Annotated in this window: 19 protein-coding genes and 1 pseudogene; 9 read left to right on the forward strand and 11 right to left on the reverse strand. The window is 51.0% G+C overall.

From position 1 onward, the window contains the following. Window position 1 precedes the first annotated feature (1 nt). The 3 genes and pseudogenes from ABTW62_RS02645 to aat all read right to left on the reverse strand — a co-directional run bounded on the left by ABTW62_RS02645 (window position 2) and on the right by aat (window position 2,462). A complete protein-coding gene (locus ABTW62_RS02645; RefSeq protein ID WP_430903027.1) occupies window positions 2-1,015 on the reverse strand; it encodes a quinone-dependent dihydroorotate dehydrogenase in 1,014 nt (337 codons plus the stop codon). Between the two features lie 10 nt (window positions 1,016-1,025). After that, a pseudogene (locus tag ABTW62_RS02650) lies at window positions 1,026-1,739 on the reverse strand (arginyltransferase); the annotation flags it as partial. A gap of 21 nt (window positions 1,740-1,760) precedes the next feature. Beyond that, window positions 1,761-2,462, reverse strand: a complete 702-nt coding sequence (gene aat, locus ABTW62_RS02655; RefSeq protein WP_430903028.1) for a leucyl/phenylalanyl-tRNA--protein transferase — start codon at window positions 2,460-2,462, stop codon at window positions 1,761-1,763. A gap of 136 nt (window positions 2,463-2,598) precedes the next feature. On the opposite strand from aat, the gene ABTW62_RS02660 reads away from it, so the two are divergent. Next, a complete protein-coding gene (locus tag ABTW62_RS02660; RefSeq protein ID WP_430903029.1) occupies window positions 2,599-3,456 on the forward strand; it encodes a porin family protein in 858 nt (285 codons plus the stop codon). 393 nt (window positions 3,457-3,849) lie between these two features. Here ABTW62_RS02660 and ABTW62_RS02665 read toward each other — a convergent pair whose 3' ends face one another. From ABTW62_RS02665 to adk, 4 genes are all read right to left on the reverse strand, one after another. Further along, complete coding sequence (locus ABTW62_RS02665) at window positions 3,850-4,038, reverse strand: hypothetical protein (protein WP_430903030.1); 189 nt, start codon at window positions 4,036-4,038, stop codon at window positions 3,850-3,852. Window positions 4,039-4,192: 154 nt separating this feature from the next. Next, the gene (locus ABTW62_RS02670; RefSeq protein WP_430903031.1) at window positions 4,193-6,256 is read right to left on the reverse strand and encodes a sodium-translocating pyrophosphatase; all 2,064 of its coding nucleotides are present in this window, start codon (window positions 6,254-6,256) and stop codon (window positions 4,193-4,195) included. A gap of 152 nt (window positions 6,257-6,408) precedes the next feature. Then, window positions 6,409-7,668, reverse strand: coding sequence for a 6-phosphofructokinase (locus ABTW62_RS02675; protein ID WP_430903032.1), 1,260 nt, complete (start codon window positions 7,666-7,668; stop codon window positions 6,409-6,411). Window positions 7,669-7,843: 175 nt separating this feature from the next. Beyond that, complete coding sequence (gene adk, locus ABTW62_RS02680) at window positions 7,844-8,497, reverse strand: adenylate kinase (protein ID WP_430903085.1); 654 nt, start codon at window positions 8,495-8,497, stop codon at window positions 7,844-7,846. A 237-nt stretch (window positions 8,498-8,734) separates the two neighbouring features. On the opposite strand from adk, the gene recA reads away from it, so the two are divergent. The 6 genes from recA to ABTW62_RS02710 all read left to right on the forward strand — a co-directional run bounded on the left by recA (window position 8,735) and on the right by ABTW62_RS02710 (window position 15,526). Next, window positions 8,735-9,763 carry a recombinase RecA gene (gene recA, locus ABTW62_RS02685; RefSeq protein WP_430903033.1) on the forward strand — a complete coding sequence of 343 codons (1,029 nt, stop codon included), beginning with the start codon at window positions 8,735-8,737 and terminating at the stop codon, window positions 9,761-9,763. After that, window positions 9,760-10,212 (forward strand): recombination regulator RecX, encoded by a 453-nt coding sequence (gene recX / locus ABTW62_RS02690; RefSeq protein WP_430903034.1) that lies wholly within the window; start codon window positions 9,760-9,762, stop codon window positions 10,210-10,212. Before recA ends, recX begins: the two co-directional genes overlap by 4 nt. Window positions 10,213-10,280: 68 nt before the next feature. Further along, window positions 10,281-12,872, forward strand: coding sequence for an alanine--tRNA ligase (gene alaS, locus ABTW62_RS02695; RefSeq protein ID WP_430903035.1), 2,592 nt, complete (start codon window positions 10,281-10,283; stop codon window positions 12,870-12,872). 168 nt (window positions 12,873-13,040) lie between these two features. Next, complete coding sequence (locus tag ABTW62_RS02700; RefSeq protein WP_430903036.1) at window positions 13,041-13,733, forward strand: protocatechuate 3,4-dioxygenase; 693 nt, start codon at window positions 13,041-13,043, stop codon at window positions 13,731-13,733. A 119-nt stretch (window positions 13,734-13,852) separates the two neighbouring features. After that, entirely contained in the window at window positions 13,853-14,806 is a 954-nt protein-coding gene (gene trxB / locus ABTW62_RS02705; RefSeq protein WP_430903037.1) for a thioredoxin-disulfide reductase, read from the forward strand. Between the two features lie 156 nt (window positions 14,807-14,962). Next, entirely contained in the window at window positions 14,963-15,526 is a 564-nt protein-coding gene (locus ABTW62_RS02710) for a Smr/MutS family protein (RefSeq protein ID WP_430903038.1), read from the forward strand. 147 nt (window positions 15,527-15,673) lie between these two features. On the opposite strand, the gene ABTW62_RS02715 is transcribed toward ABTW62_RS02710, so the two are convergent. The 4 genes from ABTW62_RS02715 to ABTW62_RS02730 form a co-directional block, all read right to left on the reverse strand. Then, window positions 15,674-17,446: a TolC family protein gene (locus tag ABTW62_RS02715; RefSeq protein ID WP_430903039.1), complete on the reverse strand. Its 1,773-nt coding sequence runs from the start codon at window positions 17,444-17,446 to the stop codon at window positions 15,674-15,676. A gap of 333 nt (window positions 17,447-17,779) precedes the next feature. After that, a complete protein-coding gene (locus ABTW62_RS02720) occupies window positions 17,780-19,141 on the reverse strand; it encodes an HlyD family secretion protein (RefSeq protein WP_430903040.1) in 1,362 nt (453 codons plus the stop codon). Next, window positions 19,138-20,799, reverse strand: a complete 1,662-nt coding sequence (locus ABTW62_RS02725) for an ATP-binding cassette domain-containing protein (protein ID WP_430903041.1) — start codon at window positions 20,797-20,799, stop codon at window positions 19,138-19,140. Before ABTW62_RS02725 ends, ABTW62_RS02720 begins: the two co-directional genes overlap by 4 nt. Window positions 20,800-21,514: 715 nt before the next feature. Then, window positions 21,515-22,417 carry a LysR family transcriptional regulator gene (locus ABTW62_RS02730; RefSeq protein WP_430903042.1) on the reverse strand — a complete coding sequence of 301 codons (903 nt, stop codon included), beginning with the start codon at window positions 22,415-22,417 and terminating at the stop codon, window positions 21,515-21,517. Window positions 22,418-22,618: 201 nt separating this feature from the next. On the opposite strand from ABTW62_RS02730, the gene ABTW62_RS02735 reads away from it, so the two are divergent. Both ABTW62_RS02735 and ABTW62_RS02740 read left to right on the forward strand, forming a co-directional pair. Further along, the gene (locus ABTW62_RS02735) at window positions 22,619-24,040 is read left to right on the forward strand and encodes a form I ribulose bisphosphate carboxylase large subunit (RefSeq protein WP_430903043.1); all 1,422 of its coding nucleotides are present in this window, start codon (window positions 22,619-22,621) and stop codon (window positions 24,038-24,040) included. 110 nt (window positions 24,041-24,150) lie between these two features. After that, window positions 24,151-24,477 (forward strand): ribulose bisphosphate carboxylase small subunit, encoded by a 327-nt coding sequence (locus ABTW62_RS02740; RefSeq protein WP_430903044.1) that lies wholly within the window; start codon window positions 24,151-24,153, stop codon window positions 24,475-24,477. The last annotated feature ends 112 nt before the right edge of the window (window positions 24,478-24,589 follow it).

Consider the following 24,589-nt stretch of genomic DNA (forward strand, 5'->3'; position numbering starts at 1 on the left):
TCTAGCGGGCACAGAGTGCCGAGACAGTATCCAGTACTAAATCCGGTCCCCGGTAAATGAGGCCGGTATACAGTTGAACGAGGCTTGCGCCAGCTTCCATTTTGGCTTTGGCGTCAAGCGGAGACATGATACCACCTACACCTATGATGGGAACCGCTTGTTGCAACAGGCCAGCGAGTGTATGTACCATTGCCGTGCTGCGTTGGGTCAGTGGCGCGCCGCTCAGGCCGCCGCCTTCACTCGCATGAGGGACGTTGCCTAATCCCTCGCGTGATACCGTCGTATTGGTCGCAATCACGGCATCCATTTGATATTTTAGCAATAGCGAGGCAATCACCTCAAGTTGGGCGGCATCCAGATCGGGTGCGATTTTGATCGCAAGTGGCGTATAGCGGCCATATTGGTCACTCAAGCGGGCTTGCTCGGTTTTTAAGGCGCTGAGCAAGGATTCGAGCTCGGTGCTGTTTTGCAACTGTCTCAGCTGGGAAGTGTTGGGTGAGGAAATATTGATGGTGACATAGCTTGCATGCTTGTAAACCTTGCGCAAACCGATCAGGTAATCCTCGGTTGCATGGGCCAAGGGCGTATCAAAATTTTTCCCGATATTGATCCCCAGAATGCCACGATAGTTTGATTGTAGAACATTCTGCACCAGTTTATCCACGCCTTGGTTATTGAATCCCATGCGATTGATGATGGCTTGCGCGGGTGGAATGCGATACAGCCGTGGCCTTGGATTGCCAGGCTGGGGGCGAGGTGTGACTGTGCCAATTTCTATGAAGCCAAATCCGAGCGATGCCAGAGCATCGAGGTAGGCGCCATTTTTATCCAGGCCTGCAGCCAGCCCGACCGGATTGGGGAAATCAAGCCCCATGACATGACTTGGCTTGCAACCAAGCGAGCGGTCGGGAAGCAATCCGAGCTTCTTGAAGAGCTTGAGACTCTTGAGCGAGAGTGTGTGTGACGTTTCGGGGTCGAGTGAAAACAAGAGTGGTCGGAATAGAGTGTACAGCATGGGTTGGTTATTAATAGGAGTGAGCCGCTTCCATGGATTGCCATTGGCCATCCAGCAAGCATTGCAAGGGTTGAAAATTGGTTTTATAGCGCATTTTTTGATTTTCCGCGATCCAGTAACCCAGGTAAACATAGGGCAGGCACTTGATCTGGCAGTGGGCTGCTTGCCACAGGATGCTGTATGTGCCATAGCTTGATCCGATGACATCCGGGTCGAAAAAGGTATAGACCGAGGAAAGCCCATCCGGTAACTGGTCGACAATACTGACCATGCGCAATTGCCGGTCCTCGTGGAAAGTGACCAAGCGCGAGTTGACATTGCTTGTCAGCAGAAAGTCGCTGTACTGTTGATGGTCATCGTGATCCATAGTGCCGCCTGCATGTCGCCGTTTCTGGTAGCGCTGATACAGCGCGAGATGTTCGGGATCGTAATGAAGCGGATGATGAACCACCTGCAAATGCCGATGTTGTTTCCAAATGCGCCGTTGTGTCCGGTTAGGTTTAAACTGATCGACCATAATTCTCACGGGTATGCAAGCGTGGCATTGGCCGCAATCCGGGCGGTAAATAAAGCTGCCGCTGCGGCGATAACCCTGCTTGATCAATTGCGCATAAGTCTTGCTATCCGAAGCATCGCTTGCTATCGCAATCCGTGAGCGGGCAAGCCGGTCCGACAGATAGCTGCATGGATAATGTCTGGTTACATAAAAGTCCATCAGCTTGTATTGGAAATTATCCTGGAATCTTCAGTTTTCCGAATAAGTATAATCGAAATGCCACCGTCCATTTCTGCCGGGTTCGCTAATGCGTTCGTTCAGTCGCTGCACGAAAGAGGATCTGGGGATTTCCCGCGCGCCCATTGAAGCGAGATGGGCTGTTTTCATCTGACAATCGATCAAGCCAAAGTTCCAGTTCGCTAGTTGTTTGACTAAATGCACTAAAGCAATTTTGGAGGCATCGGTGACCCGGGAAAACATCGATTCGCCAAAAAACATTTGGCCAATCGCCACGCCGTATAAACCACCCGCCAGTTCTCCACCGATCCAGGTTTCGACCGAATGTGCGATTCCTTGGTGATGCAGCGCGCTGTAAGCAGCAATCATCTCGTTGTGTATCCAGGTCCCATCCTGCTTCCTGCGTGGCGCAGCACAAGCCCGTATCACACTGGAGAATGCGTGATCTGTCCGGATTTCGTAATGTTTCTTTTTTAATGTCTGGTGAAGGGAGCGGCTGATTCTCAATTCATGGGGAAACAATACCATGCGCGGGTCGGGGCTCCACCAAAGTATCGGTTCGCCATCGTTGAACCAGGGAAAAATACCCCTACGATAAGCGGAGAGCAGGCGTTCGGGCGATAAATCTCCTCCAGCCGCCAATAGGCCGTTGGGTTTGGCCAGAGCATGCTCCAATGGCGGGAAGGGGGTATCAGACGAGAGTATGTGAATCATTGCCAAATTATGGTTTACAGATGGGCGATGAGAAATGCGGTTATCTTGACATAGATCAAAGGGGAGGGGCCGGCATTTCTTTACTATGCGTTCTCAAATAGGCCGATATAAATATAAAATCAATAAGGAGAATCAAGTGAAGCAGTTTTTTCCCATAAAGCGATCAACTTCCGGATTTTTGATCGGTGCATTCGGTGTCATGGCAGCGATGGTCTCGCCCCAGGTTCTTGCTCAGGATGCTGCAACGCGATTATTGGAAGAGCAAGTCAGGACACTGGAACAACAGCTACAGTCTATCCGGGGTGAGCTGGACAAGGTGAAGACTGATACGGCAAAAGATGCTCAAAAAGTTAGAGAATTGGAGCAATCGACAGTTTCTTTCGGCGATATGGCGCCCAAAAGCAAGCATATGGTGTTTTTCCGGGGTGGTTTTGCGCATAACGACAACAAGCGCAATGGCGTTTCAATTCAGAGTGCGGTGGCGCCAGTCGGTGCACAGGATCGTGCCGGAAGAGATGCTTGGTATGTCGGCGCCGGTTTTGATTTCAATCTGACGGATGATGTCTGGGGAATGATGTCCGGTACCAGTGTATTTGCCGAACTCATGTTTGAATACAAACAGTTCAGCAACAGTGTGCTTGGCAATGCACTGGCCAACGAACCGACTCAGTTGGCCGGGGGAGCACTCAATCCACGTAAGGTGACTGTCAGTCAATTCACATTGACGGCTGCCCCTAAAATCAAATTCATGGAAGGAAGCCGATTCCGACCTTGGGTGATTCCGGCCGGTCTGGCGCTGCATGTAATCAGCCCTCCTTCGGAATCCATTACGGTCTTGCAGCCTGGCGTCATGTTTGGGGTGGGTGCTGACTACAATGTTTGGAAGGAAATCTTTATCGGCGCGGATGCCCGTTATCAACTGGCTGGAGGCAAACTCGATGGCGTCAACGTGAGCGGGCTGACAGTTGGGGGGTATGTCGGTATTGGGTTCTAGTGTATTGGAATACCAATTTTAAATGGAATTGATAAGAAATGTTTTCTCATGGTGGTTGTTGCTTGTGATATCGATCTCTCCGTAAACGAGCAACCTTTCTCTCCTCTAGTTTCGAGCAAGGTCAGGACAAACGAAAGACAGATTTTGTGACGAAGCCTTTGCACCCCACATAAGTATTCAGTGGGGTGTTTTTTTTTGTGCGTTCGGTACGGGCGCATTCTTGTGGGCGAAAGTCCCACCGCAAGTTGATCACAGCGAGCGAGGCGCAACTGCATGCGGGCGACTGAATGTGGGGAGGAAGCGTGGAGCGGAGCTGTCCGCCGATGGACAAAAACCGGGTACCAGGTGCTGACGGGCAGGGCGAGCGGATGAAATTCGGCAAAGCTCTCGTGATCAGGGTGTGGTGGTGTGAAACCGGTCGTCGTGTGGTGAAGGAATGGGTGCTTGCCCAGGAAGGTCTTGCCAGGTGGTAGAGATGGTCTGGATATTGAACAGGCGGTTCTTCAGCAGCTGACACAGGAAGCCGTCGCTGCGGGGGGGGGCGAGGTTGATGCAGCAAATAACTTCACACCCCTCTGTCATGACCTTAATCCAAAACTGCAGTGGGATGATTTCAGCCTTTACTGATAATGGTCGACTGAGGTTTTTGGGTTCAACACCTCAAATCGCCCGGCACGGGCGCACAAAAAAGCCTACCAAGTTCCCCTGGTAGGCTTTTTTGCTGGTGGGGCGCTGATTACAGCAATGGAATGATCAGCAATGCCACAATGTTGATGATTTTGATCAACGGGTTGATGGCCGGACCAGCGGTATCCTTGTAGGGATCGCCGACCGTGTCGCCGGTTACAGCAGCTTTGTGTGCTTCGCTGCCTTTACCGCCATAGTTGCCGTCTTCAATATATTTTTTTGCATTGTCCCATGCACCGCCACCGGCAGTCATGGAGATGGCGAGGAAAATACCCGTGACGATCGATCCCATCAATACCCCGCCCAGGGCCTGCGGACCTAGGAACACACCGACCAGTATCGGGATGAGTACCGGTAGCAGTGATGGGATAATCATTTCCTTGATTGCAGCCTTGGTCAACAAATCAACTGCACGTGAGTAGTCCGGTTTGCTGGTTCCTTCCATGATGCCCGGAATTTCCCTGAACTGACGACGCACTTCGATGACAACCGAGCCCGCCGCACGGCCAACTGCTTCCATGGACAATGCGCCAAACAGGAAAGGCACCATGCCCCCGATAAAGAGGCCGATAATCACCAGATGATTGGATAAATCAAAGGAGAGTGAGAGGACTTTGCCCATATCCTCAAGGCCATGCGTATAATCAGCGAATAAAACCAGGGCAGCCAATCCAGCCGAGCCGATGGCATAGCCTTTGGTCACTGCTTTGGTGGTATTGCCAACCGCATCGAGCGGATCCGTAATGGCGCGCACAGATTCCGGCATGCCTGCCATTTCGGCAATTCCGCCTGCGTTATCAGTGATCGGGCCATAAGCATCGAGTGCCACGATGATACCAGTCATGGACAGCATGGCGGTTGCGGCAACTGCGATACCGTAAAGTCCGGCCAGCGAGTAAGCGATAAAAATACTGATACATACCGCCAGCACAGGTGCCGCCGTTGCACGCATGGATACCCCCAGGCCGGCAATGATATTGGTGGCATGGCCGGTGGTGGAGGCATTGGCGATGTGCTGCACGGGCGGGTATTCAGTCGAGGTATAGTATTCGGTGATGATGACCATCAGACCTGTCAGCACCAGACCAATCGTTGCGCTGGCAAACAGCCGCATGACCAGTTCGCCACCGCCTACTTCGACGCCGCCAAGTGTCAGGGTTGCACTACCCATGAACCATACGGTTACTGGCAGGTAAGCGAAGAATGCAATACCGCCGGCTACTGCCAGTCCACGGTAGAGCGCATTCATGATTTTTCCGCCCTCACGCATTTTGACGAAGTAGCAGCCAATGATCGAGGCGACAATGGATGCTGCGCCCAGCATCAGAGGATAAACGATGGCATCGCCTGTGTTGGTCTGGAAGAGCAGTGCACCCAGCAACATGGTCGCGATGATCGTGACGGCATAGGTCTCGAACAAGTCGGCTGCCATGCCTGCGCAGTCGCCCACGTTATCGCCCACGTTATCAGCAATGACCGCAGGGTTGCGTGGATCGTCCTCAGGAATACCCGCTTCAACTTTACCGACCAGATCCGCACCGACGTCCGCGCCTTTTGTGAAAATGCCGCCACCCAACCGGGCAAAGATGGAAATCAGTGAGCCTCCAAAGGCAAAACCGATCAGTGGACGAATGATTTCACTGATCGACGCACTTTCCTCTGCACCATTGAATAACAGTGCTGTATAGCCAGCGACACCCAGCAGTCCGAGTCCAACTACCAGCATGCCAGTCACGGCACCCCCGCGAAAAGCGATGGCCAGTGCTTCATTCAATCCGCTGCGTGCCGCTTCAGCCGTACGTACATTGGCTTGAACTGAAACCGTCATCCCCATGAAGCCGGCCAAGCCAGAAAGTGCTGCGCCAAGGGCGAAGCCGATGGCGATATCCCAGGAAAGAGCGAGGCCGATGGCGAGAAACAGGACCACGCCAACCACACTGATTGTCATATACTGACGTTTAAGATAGGCCGACGCGCCTTCCTGCACGGCAGCCGCAATTTCCTGCATGCGTGCGTTGCCGGTGGATTGGGCGTAGATACGCCGAATCCATATGCCACTGAAAATCAGGGCAAGCATCGCACTGAGGATTGCTATCGTTAAACCGTTTGCCATAAAGAAACTCCAATTAAAATCAGACCAACCCAAATGTATACGGAACTAGGCCTGATAGCCCCGCATCAATCCACAAGCTAAATCACAATGCAGCCAAACCACATATTTTATCTGTTCAGCTGCCTGATACCTAACAACTTAAATCTACATTTTTAAATTTTGAATTCATCCAGTTTTTTGTCGACCGCTGTATTTTTCAGTCTGACATAATCGGGCAATCCATTCTTGTAGGGAGGATAGTCTTCTCCTTCGATTAGGGGCGCTAGGTATTCGCGGCATTTGTCCGTAATGCCAAGACCATCCGCGCTGATAAAATCAGCCGGCATCATTTTTTCTACATTGGCCACCTTGGATAGCTCAGCCATGCCTGTTTTCCAGGCATAGGGCGAACTCGAAGTGCGTTCAATGGTGGGCATCACTGAATTATGGCCAGCAATCGCGTATTCCACGGCTGCTTTGCCCATGGCATAGGCCTGTTCCACATCCGTTCTGGAAGCGATATGGCGGGCCGCGCGCTGCAAATAATCGGCAACGCCCCAGTGGTATTTCAGTCCCAGGCCATCCCGAACGATATTTGCCACCACCGGCGCCACGCCACCTAGCTGCGCATGACCGAAAGCGTCACGCAATCCCTGGTCGGAGAGAAATTTGCCGTCGCTCCCTTTCACGCCTTCAGAGACGACGACCGTACAATAACCATATTGCTTGACATAGTGGTCGACTTTTGCCAGGAATTTTTCCTGGTTGAACGCGACTTCCGGAAACAGGATGATGATTGGAATTTGGCAATCTTCACTGGATGCCAGTCCGCCTGCTGCCGCGATCCAACCTGCATGCCGTCCCATGACCTCGAGAATGAATACCTTGGTCGAGGTTTTGGCCATGCTGGCAACGTCAAAGCTCGCTTCGCGCGTCGAGACCGCGATATATTTCGCGACCGAACCGAATCCCGGGCAGCAATCCGTGATGGGTAAATCGTTATCCACCGTTTTGGGGACATGAATCGCCTGGATGGGGTAGCCGAGGGTGTTGGCTAACTGAGAAATTTTCAGGCAGGTGTCAGCCGAGTCGCCACCACCGTTGTAGAAGAAATAACCAATATCATGCGCCTTGAAGACTGCTATCAGGCGTTCATATTCACGCCGGTTGTCTTCCAGGCTTTTCAGTTTGTAGCGACAGGAGCCAAAAGCGCCTGATGGCGTGTGACGCAGGGCTTGAATCGCTTCGGCGGATTCCGCGCTCGTATCGATGAGATCCTCGGTCAGTGCCCCGATAATGCCATTGCGACCCGCATAAACTTTGCCAATTTTATCCGGGTGCGCGCGCGCTGTTTCCAGTACGCCGGCAGCTGAGGCGTTGATGACGGCGGTTACGCCACCGGATTGAGCATAAAATGCATTTTTTATCGCCATGTTTGTCGTTTCTCCTGGTTAGTCAAAACCTTATTGTTACTCACTGGCATAAGCAGAGCATTCAGCTAGTGAGCGCTCGTGAATAAGTCTACTACATGATCGAATCGCTGCATTAGTCAACACGCCATCAGGTTACTTCAAGGTCCAGAGAGCATCCCGGGCAAGTTTTTGTGGTTCATTTGAGTGCCGTGATGATGTCGTTGCGTATGGTTTCCACATTGCCAGTCCCGGCCACTTTGATGTAGCGAGGTGCATGCTGTGCGTCGCTCGCTGACCACTCAAGATAATAATCGACGAGGGGACGTGTCTGCTGGTGGTAGACCTCAAGACGCTTGCGTACGGTTTCTACGCGATCATCGTCACGCAGAATCAATGCTTCTCCTGTGATGTCGTCCCGATCGGCTACCCTGGGCGGATTGAACTCGATATGATAGGTGCGCCCAGATGATGGGTGTACGCGACGCCCGGACAGGCGCTTTATGATCTCGGTATCCGGTACATCGATCTCGACCACATAATCGATCTGTACCGCAGCGGCCTTGAGCGCATCTGCCTGGGGAATGGTGCGAGGAAATCCGTCAAACAAAAAACCGTTGGCGCAATCGGGCTCGTGGATGCGTGCTTGCACGAGGTTGATGATAATGTCATCCGGAACCAATCCTCCGGATTCCATGATCTTTTGGGCCATGATGCCCAGTTCCGTGCCTTCCTTGACTGCGTTGCGGAGAATGTCTCCTGTAGAAATTTGTGGAATGGCGAAATGCTCCCGGATGTAAGCTGCCTGTGTACCTTTGCCCGCTCCCGGTGCGCCTAACAAAATAATACGAATGGCTAATCTCCTTAATTTTTACCGAAAAAGAACGATAATTTTTACGAATTGTTTTTGAGCCAGTGAAAGCAAAATTTTTCTGGCTATGGCAAGCTCGGGATTATATCGCAGGTCAGCCGGTTGCTCGAAGTTTTTGGCGATATTCCATGGTCTGGCGTGACGATTGATGTTGCATTGCTCTTTTTTATTAGGCAGTCGAATGTGCGATAATTTAGCAGGCTCTTCTCAGGAATAATTATGGACGAAAATAGAAACAAAGCACTGTTGGCAGCTCTTGCTCAGATCGAGAAACAATATGGCAAGGGTTCAATCATGCGGCTGGGTGACAATGATGTGGTCAACGATATTCAGGTGGTGTCTACCGGTTCGTTGGGACTGGATATCGCGCTCGGCGTGGGAGGATTGCCGCGTGGACGGGTTATCGAGATTTACGGTCCAGAGTCTTCTGGCAAGACCACCTTGACTTTGCAAGTCATTGCCGAAATGCAGAAGCTGGGCGGGACGGCTGCGTTTATCGATGCCGAACATGCGCTGGATCCGCAGTATGCTCAAAAGATCGGTGTCAACGTTCAGGAATTGTTGATTTCTCAACCGGATAATGGCGAGCAGGCATTGGAGATTACCGATATGCTGGTGCGGTCCGGTTCGGTGGATGTGATCGTGGTCGATTCTGTCGCCGCATTGACACCCCGTGCTGAAATAGAAGGTGAAATGGGAGAGCCGCAGATGGGTTTGCAGGCCAGGCTCATGTCCCAGGCATTGCGCAAATTGACCGCCAATATTAAACGCAGCAACACGATGGTGATTTTCATCAACCAGATCAGAATGAAGATCGGTGTGATGTTCGGGAATCCCGAAACGACGACTGGTGGCAACGCGCTGAAATTTTATGCTTCGGTGCGGTTGGATATCCGCCGCACTGGTTCGATTAAGCGGGGCGACGAAGTGGTTGGCAACGAAACCCGGGTCAAGATTGTTAAAAACAAGGTGGCACCACCCTTCAAGCAAGCAGATTTTGCCATTTTGTATGGCGAGGGTATTTCGCGTGAGAGCGAAATCATCGAGCTGGGGGTGTTGCATAAACTGATCGAGAAATCTGGCGCTTGGTACGCTTACAATGGTGAAAAGATTGGGCAGGGCAGGGATAATGTGCGCGACTATCTGAAAGAGCATAAGGCTATCGCACGCGAGATTGAGGAAAAAATCCGGGCTGCTGTCAACCTGGTCGAGCCGGCTCAAACGGAGCCGGTCTCCCCTCAGGCATGAATGCCAAGCTGAGTTTGCATGCGCGCGCTTTGGGTTATCTCGCTCGGCGAGAACACTCGCGGCAGGAGCTGGAAAAAAAATTATCCGCTTATGCGCCAGTGCCTGCGGAACTGACGGCGTTACTGGATGAGTTGGAGCGGCAGCGGCTGTTATCGGACGAGCGATTTGTCGAACAAATGGTCTACGCACGTCGATTGAAGTATGGCAGCAAGCGGATCCAGCATGAGTTGCGCATGAAAGGCATTGCCGAGCATTTGATTACAGCGGCATTGCAAGATTTCAAGCAAACCGAAGTATCCAGCGCGCATGCTCTGCTGCGTAAAAAATTCGGTGCGTCACCGGCTGATTTGAAGGAGCGGAGCCGGCAAATCCGTTTTCTGGCTGGGAAAGGCTTCTCATCCGAAGCCATCAGTCGTGCGCTGGCGCATGATCGTGAAATGGAAAACTGAGCCCCATGATGCGCAATACAGATCCTGACTAAAATAGTATCCGGAAGGTGGTTACATAAAATATCAATATGAAAAGCAGCGAAATCAGACAGAAATTTCTCGAGTTTTTTGAGTCACATGGGCATGTAATTGTACCTTCCAGCGCACTTGTGCCGGGCAACGACCCCACCTTGCTGTTCACCAATGCCGGCATGGTGCAGTTCAAAGATGTCTTTCTTGGCCAGGATAAGCGCGCCTATGTCCGTGCCGCCAGCGCCCAGCGTTGTGTGCGCGCGGGCGGCAAGCATAATGATCTGGAGAATGTTGGCTATACCGCCCGTCACCATACCTTTTTTGAAATGCTCGGCAACTTCAGTTTCGGTGACTATTTCAAGCGTAACGCCATCCTGTTTGCCTGGGAGTTTTTGGTTGATACACTCGGTATTCCCAAAGACCGGTTATGGGCGACTGTTTACGCGGAAGACGATGAAGCGGCAGATATCTGGCTGAATGAAGTTGGGATTATGCCTGCCAGGCTGGTGCGCATCGGCACCTCGGATAATTTCTGGCAGATGGGGGATACGGGCCCGTGTGGCCCGTGTTCAGAGATTTTTTACGATCATGGGCCGGAGGTTGCCGGTGGTCCGCCAGGATCAAAGGATGCAGAGGGCGATCGCTACATCGAAATCTGGAATTTGGTTTTCATGCAATATAACCGCGATGCCGGCGGCCAATTGCATCCGTTGCCGAAACCTTCGGTGGATACCGGCATGGGTCTGGAGCGTATCGCTGCCGTCATGCAGCATGTGCATAGCAACTACGAAATCGATTTGTTCCGTGATCTGATTGAAGCGGCAGCCCGGGTGACGGATACTCAAGAACTGTCTAACAACTCGCTCAAGGTGATTGCGGACCATATCCGCGCCTGTGCATTTCTTGTCACGGATGGTGTCATTCCCGGCAATGAAGGTCGAGGGTATGTGTTGCGGCGCATCATCCGCCGCGCGATCCGTCATGGCTACCGATTGGGGCAGAAACAGCCTTTCTTTCATTTGCTGGTCAATGATCTGGCACATGTCATGGGGCAAGCTTATCCAGAATTGATGGCGGCAAGAGAACATGTGGCGGCAGTACTCAGGCAAGAAGAAGAGCGTTTTGCGGAAACGTTGGATAATGGCATGGAGGTGCTGGAAACAGCCTTGCGCCAGGAAAAACAGATGCTTGGCGGCGAGCTTGTGTTTCGCTTGTACGATACTTTTGGTTTCCCGGTTGACCTGACTGCGGATATTGCTCGAGAGCGGGGGGTAGCCATTGATCAGGCTGGCTTTGAGGCAGCCATGGCACAGCAACGGGAGCGTGCGCGTGCAAGTGGAAAATTTTCGATGCAATCCGGCCTTGAATACACCGGTCTGCCGACCGAATTTCATGGCTATGAAACGTTGCAGCAGGATGCACAGATTCTGGCGTTATATAAACAGGGCAGCCACGTAACGTTTATCGAAGCAGGCGAAGAGGCAGTGATTGTGCTTGATCGTACGCCCTTCTATGCGGAATCAGGCGGGCAGGTCGGTGATCGTGGTGAATTATTGGCCAGCAGCGGGACTTTTGCTGTGGAGGATACGCAGAAAATTCAGGTAAATGTATTCGGCCACAAGGGATTGCTGCGCAGCGGCCGGATGGCGGTAGGTGACGCGGTTGTGGCCAAGGTCGACCCCGGCGCGCGCATCAATACTGCCTACAACCATTCCGCAACACATTTGCTGCATGCAGCCTTACGCCAGGTGCTGGGCAAGCATGTCAGCCAAAAAGGGTCGTTGGTCGATGCGAACCGGCTGCGTTTTGATTTTTCGCATCATAGCGCCATGCAAGCAGATGAAATTCGCGCCGTGGAAAATCTTGTCAATGCGCATATCCGGCAGAATCACATGATTGCAACACAATCGATGGCGTATGATGAGGCGGTCAAAAAAGGGGCAATGGCGCTCTTTGGCGAAAAATATAGCGATACTGTGCGGGTGGTGGAAATGGGGGCGTTCTCGACCGAGTTGTGCGGGGGCACCCATGTGGCGCACAGTGGTGATATTGGTTTTTTCCGGATCGTTGCGGAGTCGGGTGTTGCAGCCGGTATCCGCCGCATCGAGGCCGTCACAGGAGAAGCCGCTCTGGCTTACAGCCAACGGCAGGAGCAACAGCTTCTGGAAATTGCCGGCGCACTAAAGGCCGCGCCTCAGGAAGTTCCACAAAAGTTGTCGCAGATACTGGATCACGTTAAACAGATGGAGAAGGAGATTGCCACCTTGCAATCGAAGCTGGCGGGGTTGCAGGGTTCTGCTTTGATCGAGGACGCGCAGGAGGTCAAAGGCGTTCGAGTGCTGGCCGCCAAACTCGAGGGGGCCAATGCAAAGACCATGCGGGAAGCATTGGATAATTTCAAGCAGAAATTAAAATCTTGCGCTGTGGTGCTGGGAACGATCGAGAACAATAAGGTTGCGCTCATAGCCGGTGTGTCAGATGATCTGACAGCGAAACTGAAGGCGGGTGATCTGGTTAATTTCGTGGCGCAACAGGTAGGAGGTAAAGGTGGTGGGCGCGCGGATATGGCGCAGGCAGGTGGCAGCATGCCGGAAAAACTGCCGCAGGCATTGGCGAGCGTCCCCGGCTGGATCGAGCAGAAATTGTAGGCGTATCCGGGCATATGCCAATCTGTCGCGGGGAGCCCGAATCATTGCACTGTGGGGCGGCGTTTCAATGCCTTGAAATGGTACCGCTAAGACGCAGCGCTGCGCCTTGTTTCATGCCTTGAAAACCGTATCCTGCACAGCCTGTTCAACTGATGGATTTAGGTTAATATGAATAGCGGATCCCGAAGAACGTTGCTCAAGTATGGGCTGTTGGCAAGCCTGACGGGCAGCTTTTCCATTCGAGCGTACCCAGCCATGGCAAAAAATAATTTCCCGGTGACGCCTGCCGAAATCGAGGGACCATTTTATCCCATTACCCGCTTGAGCGATCAGGATTATGATTTAACGCGTATCGGCGACCGGCAAGCTCTCGCGCAGGGCAGGCATATACTGCTGACAGGAACCGTGACTGATACACAAGGCAGCCCCATCAGCCAGGCGCAGGTTGAAATCTGGCAGGCCAATGCAGCCGGGCGCTATCAGCACCCCTATGATCCCAATCCGGCACCAATCGATCCGGATTTTCAGGGATATGCCATTGTATTGACGGATGCAGAGGGTGCTTTTTTATTCAGAACAGTATTTCCTGGCGCCTATCCCGCAACGGTCAATTGGGTGCGGCCGCCGCATATCCATTTTAAGGTTACTCACCCGGACCATATCCCGCTTACGACCCAGATGTATTTTCCCAATCATCCGCTCAATACAAGCGATTTATTGCTGAATGACAAAAATGAGCAAGAGCGCGCATTGATGATTGCCCGCCCCAAGGCATCCACTGGCGATCTGAAAGTATTCGAGTATTTTATTGTGCTCAAGAAAATGTCAATGGATTCATCGAGTGGCGCCCATGGCAGGTAGGCATTTGCTGGTAGATCGCAGCCAGTAGCAATTGCCTGGTCAGTATTGCCCGGCGGGCGATACGCCTGTGCAACTTATCAAGTTTCATCTTCCTGGAATCAATACTAATTTATTTAACCATGACTACAACTAAACACTCAAAATTGATTATTCTCGGTTCAGGGCCTGCTGGCTATACGGCGGCAATTTATGCTGCCCGCGCCAATCTCAATCCGGTTGTCATCACCGGGCTCGCGCAAGGCGGCCAGCTCATGACTACAACCGATGTGGATAACTGGCCGGCCGATGCCATGGGCGTGCAGGGCCCGGAACTGATGGAGCGTTTTCAAAAGCACGCAGAGCGTTTCCAAACGGAAATCGTGTTTGACCATATTCATACTGCCAAATTATCGGAGAAACCGTTTGTGCTGGTCGGCGATCAGGGGAGCTATAGCTGTGACGCCTTGATCATTGCCACGGGTGCTTCAGCAAAATATCTCGGGCTTCCCTCGGAGGAAGCATTTATGGGTAGGGGGGTTTCAGCCTGTGCAACTTGTGATGGCTTTTTTTACAAGGAGCAGGATGTGGCTGTGATCGGGGGCGGCAATACCGCCGTGGAAGAGGCGCTATATCTTTCGAATATCGCGCGCAAGGTGACCGTGGTGCATCGACGGGACAAATTTCGTTCAGAGAAAATTCTGATAGATAAACTGATGGACAGGGTTGAAAGTGGGAAAATTGAATTGGCACTGAATCAGGTATTGGAAGAAGTGCTTGGCAACGAATCCGGTGTAACCGGCATTCGCATACGCCATACCCAGGAAGACACAGTGCGCGACCTGGATTTGCAGGGGGTGTTTATTGCTATTGGCCATCATCCCAATACCGATCTTTTCCAGGGACAGCTGGAAATGCATAACGGTTATATTGTGACGCGTGGCGGCAGCGAGGGCAATGCCACCGCAACGAGCATACCCGGCGTATTCGCTGCGGGAGATGTGCAGGATCATGTTTACCGCCAGGCTGTTACCAGTGCGGGCACCGGCTGCATGGCGGCATTGGATGCTGAAAGATACCTGGAGAATGCCGATTGATGGGAGTTTCGGCATTTTCGGTTTCAGTATGAAAAACCGTTCGGTCAGGGCGCGCTTGATTGCCGCCGACGAACTGTTTTCCAGGGTTGAAGGTAGGGCAGGGCGTGTTTCTTGTGGCAGAGCATGCATGCAGCAGGCACATCTCCAGATGTTCGAATGAAGGAAGGCAATCAACCGTCTGAATCCAGTCATGAGGCTGACCTGGATGATGCGGCGTTGTTTCAAGAGGCGATGCGTGGGGTAAAGCCTTTGCAGACATCCGCCAGGGTGGAACACAATCCGCCCAAACCGAGGCCCGTCCCCCGCCCTAAGGGACCACCGGCACCCTATGTCATGGGAGATACACTCTCCGATCACTATGCATTTGAGATGGCCGAAGAGGGAGAATGGTCGTTTGTGCGCCCCGGCCTCCAGCGACATGGTTTGCGCAGATTGCGCAGTGGCTATTGGCATGTCCAGGCTGAATTGGACATGCATGGTTTGACGAGGGAGGCGGCGCGTCGCAAATTGGTCTGGTTCCTGGAGAGATGCGCGCAACAAGGGTACCGATGTGTGCGCATCATCCATGGCAGAGGGCATGGGTCGAAGGACCGGCAGCCGGTGCTCAAGGCGCTAATTGGCGGCTGGCTGGTACAATGTGAGGCTGTGCTTGCTTTTTGCCAAGCCAGGCAAGAAGACGGGGGCAGCGGGGCGATGATGGTGTTGTTGAAGAAATACTGAGATTACGCCAGACAATTTAATTTAGTCGGTTCTGTGATTGGGTTTGTTTAGTTGCTGTGGGCAGAATATGCTTGCCAGTCGGTGCATGCTTTCCTTGGGATATCCCGATTCCGGGAGTGCGTGAAGCAAGTGGCGGCAATGAAGTCGTTAGAATTCAACCCGGCTATAGCCAAGGAGTGTCCCCGTCGCATAGGCGAGATCGATCAATGCGGCCTGATAGTCCCTGACGGCATGGATTTCCCTTATCTGCGCCTCACCTAGGAATGTGAGCATTTCCAAGACTTCCGTCATTGTCCGCAGACCTTCCTTGAATTGTTTGAGTTCGGCTTCGTAGTTGATACCGGCCAATATGACCTGTTGCCTGGTGGCAAGGATGCGCTGCCAGTTTTGCTCAACCTGATCAAACACATCATAAATTTCCCTGAGGACGACTTGTTCTTGTAGGGTTTTTGTGGTCAAGCGTTGTATGCGTTGCTGCACGGCTCTTTGCAGTTGCATCCGGCGGGCTTCGTTGGTCATGGGCAATTCAAAGCGCAGTCCAATCGACCAGTCGTTAAAGCGGTTATGGACGACATCTTCGTATGTCTGGCTGAAACTGCCACGGGAATTGGATAACGCGCCATAACTATAATCCAGGGTGAAAAGTGGCAGGGTTTGATTTTCCAGAAATTCTATTCTAGTAAGATCAGCTGCCAATCTCAGTTCCAGCTCAAGTAACTCCAGCCGACCATCGAGCGCCAGTGAGGCAATCTGTTTGCGATCGAGATTATAGTAAACCAGTGTCGGGGTGGTAGTCGGCACGATATGGATGTCCGAGTCGATTGTGTAGGTTTGGTCATTAAGCAGAAATTTTAATTGACGCTGGCTGAGCTTGAGTTTGGTATTGGCGATGATCAGCGACTCAACCCGATCGGTGACCCCAATTTCGGCACGGCTGATTTCAATGGCTGCGGTGAGTCCTTCATCAACTCGCCTTTGTACCATGGCGAGATTCTGGTTAGCCAGGTCATATTGTTGTCGCCTGACATCCAGCTCAGCCCAGGCAGCGAATAGCTCCCAATAAGCCTTATCAATAATCGAAATAACCCGTATCGATTGCAGCCGGGTTTTCATGTCAACTGCTCGCCGCTCATAGTGCGCGATATTGATGCTGGCTTCATTCACGGCAATTCCGGCATTTCTTAACAGGGGCTGGCTAATGGAGAAGCGCAGCGCACTGCGAAATTCATCCGAATCCAGCTGACCCTTGGTTATCTTGCGTTCAATCGGTGAGCTGAGTGTTACGACGCCTCCTGTGCGAAGTGGAATGGCAATACCTGCTTCAGCGTTGAGTTGTTCAATTTTCTGTGGTTCGAGCGAGAGTTTGACGCGTTGATCATTGAGCAATGGATTAGAAGAGGAGAGCTTGACATTATCACCGCCAATACCGGGCGCATCCAAGTGCCTCAGATTGGCATTGGCAAAAATGATATTGTCGAATTTTGCTCTTTCTTCTCCAACTGTAGTTTCGGCAATTACCGGTTCGATATTGGCAATTTTGAGTGAGAGATTGTTTTCCAGGGCAATTTTGCGAATTTCTGGAATCGATAAATTATGCTCATCTGAGCGTTTTTCCCTCTCATCCATTTGGCTTGTGACGCCGGACAAGGCCTTGTGCACATCGATCCTGAGCGTTGATTTATGTGCCGGCAGCGGGATCAGGGGCTTGGTTATAATGTGATGCTCTAGGGTTTCGTCTATTTCTGTTGCAAAGTCACGCAACAAAAGACTCTCCTCGCTACTCAGGCGCTGTTCGGCCCGATTGTTGCTATCCACTGCCAGCTGATTATCCGCGCGGGTGTGCGTAGCAGTGAGTATCAGTAATGTTGCTAAAAGTAATAGAAAGACAAGGCCTCCATGACTGCTGAAAAGAGGTTTCATCTGGATAAGCTTATATTGTTAACTAAAGTATCGCGGCTCAAAATATGGAAATTCTGCCTGAAATCAGCAAACGGACTCTAGGAGGCTGTCCGAGAATAGACTGATCTACTGCGGACGATTCTGGCTGGCTGGATTTTACGATCCTTTTCGTTAAATAGAACGGCTATTCGCCTCAAATGATCGAAAAATCCCGCTCAACCAGCCTCGCCCTCGCTGCGATCGCTATTCTCGGACAGCCTCCTAGTTACAGTTTTTGTTGACCGAATTGAAATATCAGGCTGGGCATGGTTCATGGGCACATAAAAAAACAACCAAGCTTGAGCGCCTATCAAATCAATGCGAAATCTCGCGTTTTAGGGGAGCAAACTCGGCTGTTTTAACCTTGGCGGCAGAACTCGTTCTAGACTGATGTAGTGATGGGTCAGGTAATCTTGGTGGGAAGTCGTTGAAAATACGCCAAATTTCATAGCCTATTGTGACTTCTTCCAGCAATACCCAGCCTTTTGCAGTCGCACCTTGTCGTAGGAAACGGTCCGATGGCCAGGTTTGTACTGTTTCATCCGGTACCACCATAATCCGGAAATTACCAGTGCCATCATCATTGGTATCGACAAAAGATACCACGCCACCGAATGTGCCCAAAGCCACACTCGGCCAGCCAGCAATCTGAATGGCTGGCCAACCTTCGAATTCAAGCCGCACTCTGCTGCCTGGGCTGATCAGCGCGGCATCCAGGCCGTCTACCATCAGTGAAACCGCCCGTTGGTGAGTATCCGGGATTATGGTCAACAGGGGTTGTCCCTGTGTGACAACCCGGGACTGAGAATTAATCGGTATCCTGAAAACGGTACCGCTCCTCGGTGCTCTAATCAGCTGTGCTTTCTGCCTGGACAGATTGGTTTCTGCTGTAGCAAGGCTGATGCGACTGTCGGCGATTTCAGAGTAAATTCTGTTCGTTATCGCGTTAACCGCATCAATCGAGGTTTGTGCATCTGCGCGTACCTGTTGCAATTCTGCTTTGGCAGATTTTTCTTCTGCGAGCGCCGAGTCGTACTGTGCCTGGGTGCTGTTCAAGTGGCGTCTGGCGATGATTTCATCACGTTCGGCAATTTCTTTGTCCCGTTTCGATACCAGACCGTCACTCAACAGTCGCTGCATCCGATTCAGCTGAAATTGCGCAGCATCCAGTGTTGCCTGCGCGGAAACAATGTTTTCTGATGTGGCCAGTACTTTCTGCTTGGCAATGTCCATTTTATATTGCGCAGTGGCTATCCGGGCATCTCTGACGGCCAGCAGATTCTGTAGCTGCACCTGATAAGACTGCAGTTCGTCTTCTTTTGCCTTGAGTCTATTCTGGCTTGCTTCCAGCTGAGCCCTGAGGCGATCTTTGAATAGAGGATCGATATCGCTGATTTCGACCAGGATATCGCCCGCCACGACTTTCGACCCTTCCAGTACATGCCATTTCTGGATGGTGCCGCTGACCGGCGCATCGACTGATTGCATGCGTTCCTGGGGAATATATGCGGTTACAAAACCATGCGCGACAATGTTCTGTTGCCAAGGGAGAAAAAGCATTAATAACTGGATGATAAAGAATGCGACACTCACGAACTTGGTGAGCGATTTGACAAATGTGGGCGTTTCTACTTCTAGCAGCGCAGAGTACCGTTTGCTGGCGGGTGGGTTTCTCATGTTCGACGGTATTTTGCTTCCAGGGATATGACGCGCTCGCATTGATTGGCGATGGTACTGGAGCGCGTCAGAATGACCAGAGTAAACGGTTGATTGCGGAGCGCGGCCAGCGCTTTGTCCAGAGACTCCTGTTCCAGCGTGTCCAGTAGCTCATTGATCAGTAGTAAGGCGGGCTGAGCGATCACCGCGCGTGCGATCATCAGTAGTTTTGCTTGATCTCTATTGAGCGGTGTGCCAGAAAAATGCAGCCAGGTTTCCGGGCCGTGTTCGAGATGGGTGATTGCGTCAAGTAAGCCCAATTGCTCCAGTATTGCTGATATGGTCTCGATATCCGTATCAGACTTCCAAATTTTTACATTATCACGGATTGAGGCTTCAATAATTTCCACTTTGTGGAGGAGCACGATATGTTTGCGAATTGCCTCGATATTCAGTAAATTAAGATCAATGTTATTCAATTGAACTCTTCCATGCACGGGTTGCCGCAAGCCAACAATCACTTGAGCTAATTTGGATTTTCCGCTGCCGTCAGCACCCAGGATGGCAATATTCTTACCCGCTTCCAGCTTGAAGGTGATGTCGTTCGTGATCATCCTGTCACTGGCGGCCTCTGTACAGACTTCAAATAATTCAAGCTTGAGCGGGCCAGTGATTTGAACCGGACTGCCGTTTGTGCGTTCCTGGGGAAGATCCTGAATGATGCCAAGTTTATCCAAACCTGCAAGCAAGTCATAATAATACTCAAGTTGACCAATAAAGCGCAGAAAGGATGCCATGACAGTAAAAATAATCAGTTCTGCCGCCACGAACTGGCCCAGATTGATTTCACCTGTGACGACGAGCACTCCGCCCAATGCTAACATGGTTGTGCCGCCCACAGCATAGATGAAGACACCTCCAATTAATTGCGAGAAGAGAATTCTGAAGTGACTTTGACGTTTCTCCAGATAATGCTTTGACAAGACATCAACATGCTGCATGGCAAAACTTTCGCCGGAAGAGAATCTGAAGGTGTTAAGACTGCGCGCGATAGTCTCTAGCCAGGCAGCGAGCGAGTATTTGGCATGTGATTCATCAATGGCTGTCATCTCTCCTCTCTTGCCAATGACAAAGACGATAAACAGAATAATCATAATGATTATGATTGCCATCACACCGAAATAAACACTATAAAAAATCAAAAGCACACTCCCGGTCAAGCCCTGGAAGATGGTTGCTATGCCAGTCGTGAGGAGTGTGCCCAATGATTTCTGAACGGTGGTAACTTCAAAGAAACGGTTGACCAGCTCAACCATATTGTTGCGTTCATACATATGCAAGCGCGCCATGCTGATTTTCTCAGCAATATTAAAGGCAGTGCGCACGAAAAGTCTTCTTTGAATAAGTTCGACGACATAAAATTCCAGCGCATACAAAAAACCAACTAAGGTGAGAAACACAAAAAGCATGAACGATATGATCACCAAAGGCTTGATCAAGCTTCCCATGGTAACGGTATTGATAAAGGTCTGGATGGTTATTGGAACAGCAAGATTGATCATGCCTACTCCCAACATGAGCGCCAGCAGGATGATGATGTCGCTTTTTTCCAGCCGAATAATGTCCACCATTCGGGCAGTCGGTCGGATTCTGCTGGTGGGGTGATGTGTGCTCGCCATAAAGTTTTGTATTTATCTCGTGGAATCAGTCGGTTAGAATATACTTTGCATGCGCCAAGCGTAAAAGGCGCGCGCCGGGGCTGGTTCGATTGCAAAGGCTAAGAGGCTGCCCGAGAATAGACTGATCTACTGCGGACGAGCCTGATTGGCCGGATTTTACGATCCTTTTCGTTAAATAGAACGACTATTCGCCTCAAATGATCGAAAAATCCAACTCAACCAGCCTCGCCCTCGCTACGATCGCTATTCTCAGACAGCTTCCTAGGGAGCAATGGTTCTCTGTTCATTTCGATAGCAGTTGTGGGTTCCGAGGCCGCTGCTGATTATGCTCGGGCGAGGCAGATCTGCGTATCCGGGCGGGCAGGCTGAACCGGGATAATCCTGATGAAGAAACCGTTATTATCAACTGATCGGAGTAGCTGTTGCTGAGAATACTTACAGAGCGGTACATTACGGCATCTTTTTCGGGTTGGCGTCCCATTCTATTACTTATGCATTTGTAGTAACAAATGTAGGATTCTTCGAGAAAGTCCCTCACCATATGCTGGCTTTAGGTGCATAGAGTGTTCACTCGGGATCATTTTTGCTAGAACTTTTGGCATATATCAAGCCGGCAGTGCCGAGTCCGATAGCTGCAGCGCATCCTATCATGGTCTGCGTTTTTAGGGGATGCAGCCGCTGTCGGAATGAAATTTCACGGACCTGAGAATAATGCTCAGGGTATTAGTTCTGGCGCCTCTTTGAGAAGAAACTCCTTGAATGTCTTTGCTACATTGGAGAAACGTTTATTTTTCCGGTGCACAATATGCCAGTGGCGCATGATGGGAAATCCTTGCACATCCAGAATCTTGAGGCGATTCGTTATTAACTCCAATTCGATTGTATGGCGCGACATGATGCCGAGTCCCATGCCTGCCTGAACAGCCTGTTTGATTGCTTCAGAGGTATCGGTTTCCATGCCTCTGTTGATTGTAATCTGTTGTTCTGTAAAGAAACGTTCCATTGCATTCCGTGTGCCTGATCCCGGTTCGCGCACGAGGAAAACTTCCTGCGCCAGTCGTTTTACAGGGATTTTTTGCTGGCCGCACAGGGGATGGTCGGGTGGGGCAATAATCACCAATGGGTTTTCCATGAATGACTCGGAAACGATATCCAGCCCATCGGGTGGTTGACCCATGATAGCTAAATCGGTCAGATTGTCCGCCAGCTGCCTGAGGATATTTTCGCGATTGGAAACGTTGAGGCTGACAGTGATGCCCTGGTAGCGCTGGCAAAATTTGGCTAACAGATGGGGCGCAAAATAGTTGGCTGTACTGACCACGGATATATTCAGCTTCCCGCGTTCCAGCCCTTTTAATTCATCCAGTGCAAGCTCCATATCGGCGATCAGCTGCGCAATGGCGCGGCTATATTGATAGAGCTCTTGACCGGCTTCGGTCAAATAAATGCGCTTGCCCATCTGTTCGAATAAAGGCAGCGCAGCCAGGTTCTCGAGCTGCTTGATTTGCAGAGAGACCGTCGGCTGGGTCAGAAAGAGTTCTTCGGCTGCGCGCGTATAGCTTAAGTGGCGTGCGACCGATTCGAAGACTTTCAGTTGGTGCAAGGTAATGTGCGACATAGGAATAAATGAGGAGAGTAAATTGCAATATAGGAAATTTTTATGATAACCATCGGAATTATTAATTAGTCTTATTGATTAGTACAACATATAATCCAGAACCAGAATTACAAATGGTTCCTTTTAATAATTCTCCGCTCTCTGATTGCCGGGATTAATGCCGGGTGGTCTGCAGGGCTTTCAATGATAGGAAATTGCAAGATGGCTGCTAAAACATACAGTGCCGGTGTAAAAGAATACCGACAAACCTACTGGATGCCGGAATATACGCCTTTGGATACGGATATTCTGGCTTGTTTCAAAATTACCCCCCAACCTGGCGTTGATCGTGAGGAAGCGGCTGCAGCGGTTGCGGCTGAGTCATCAACAGGCACCTGGACAACAGTCTGGACCGATTTATTAACCGATTTGGACTACTATAAAGGGCGAGCATATCATATCGAGGATGTGCCTGGAGATGACACCTGCTTTTATACATTTATCGCCTATCCAATCGATTTGTTCGAAGAAGGTTCGGTCGTCAACGTATTCACCTCTCTGGTCGGTAACGTGTTTGGTTTCAAGGCGATACGCGCATTGCGGCTCGAGGATATCCGTTTCCCGATCGCATACGTCAAGACATGTGGTGGGCCGCCCAATGGTATCCAGGTCGAAAGAGATGTCATGAACAAATATGGTCGTCCGCTGCTGGGCTGTACGATCAAGCCGAAACTGGGGCTTTCCGGGAAAAACTACGGCCGGGCTGTGTACGAATGCCTGCGTGGCGGTCTCGATTTCACCAAGGATGATGAAAACATCAATAGCCAGCCGTTCATGCGCTGGCGCCAGCGTTTTGACTTCGTGATGGAAGCTATCCTGAAATCCGAGGCGGAAACCGGAGAGCGCAAGGGCCATTACCTGAACGTGACCGCACCCACACCGGAAGAAATGTACAAACGCGCCGAGTATGCAAAAGAAATTGGCGCGCCGATTATCATGCATGACTACATTACGGGTGGCTTCTGCGCCAATACCGGATTGGCCAACTGGTGTCGTGACAATGGTATGTTGCTGCACATCCATCGCGCCATGCATGCTGTACTCGATCGCAACCCGCATCATGGTATCCATTTCCGTGTATTGACCAAGATTCTGCGTTTATCTGGCGGCGACCATATGCACTCAGGTACCGTTGTGGGCAAGTTGGAAGGGGACCGGGAAGCAACGCTTGGCTGGATCGATCTCATGCGTGAATCATTTGTCCCTGAAGATCGTTCCCGTGGAATTTTCTTTGATCAGGATTGGGGCTCCATGCCTGGTGTATTCCCCGTTGCATCCGGTGGTATCCACGTTTGGCACATGCCTGCGCTGGTTGCGATTTTCAATGATGACTCCGTATTGCAGTTCGGTGGAGGGACACTAGGCCACCCATGGGGGAATGCTGCCGGTGCCGCAGCCAACCGTGTTGCACTCGAAGCTTGCGTCCAGGCCCGTAATGAAGGCCGTCAAGTGGAAAAAGAAGGAAAAGAAATCCTTACTGTCGCAGCACAACACTCGCCAGAACTCAAAATTGCAATGGAAACATGGAAAGAAATCAAGTTTGAGTTCGATACCGTCGACAAATTGGATGTTGCGCACAAGTAGTTTGTTTGTTGGGATCTGGATTCATCAGATTGCTGAAAAAATAGGATGTTATTTGTTTCTCAGCAATTGTGAATCTGATCCAGTCTGCTTCAATAAAAAAGGATACTGACATGACCGTACAAGCCTATAAAGTTACAAGAAAGTATGAAACCTTTTCCTACCTGCCGCCGATGACTCCCGATCAGGTACATCGTCAAATTGCGTATGCAATTAGCCAGGGATGGAACCCAGCGGTTGAGCACACGGAGAAGGGCGTCGCTGCAACCAGTAATTTTTGGTATATGTGGAAATTGCCGCTATTTGGTGAACAATCGATTGATGCCGTATTGGCCGAGATTGATGCCTGCCATCGTGAATTTCCCGATCACTTAGTACGTTTCATTGCTTACGATAATTACACACAGAGTCAAGGAATGGCTTTTGTCGTTTATCGTTGATCAAAATAAATCTTCAATAAATAGTTAGAGGTACGTGATGAGGCAAGACACTGAAAGCACTGCAGCTGCTACCTTGTCGGGGCGCGATCTGGCATTGCAGCGTCGCCAGGTC

The organism is Nitrosomonas sp. ANs5 (assembly GCF_050584665.1).
GTDB lineage: Bacteria > Pseudomonadota > Gammaproteobacteria > Burkholderiales > Nitrosomonadaceae > Nitrosomonas.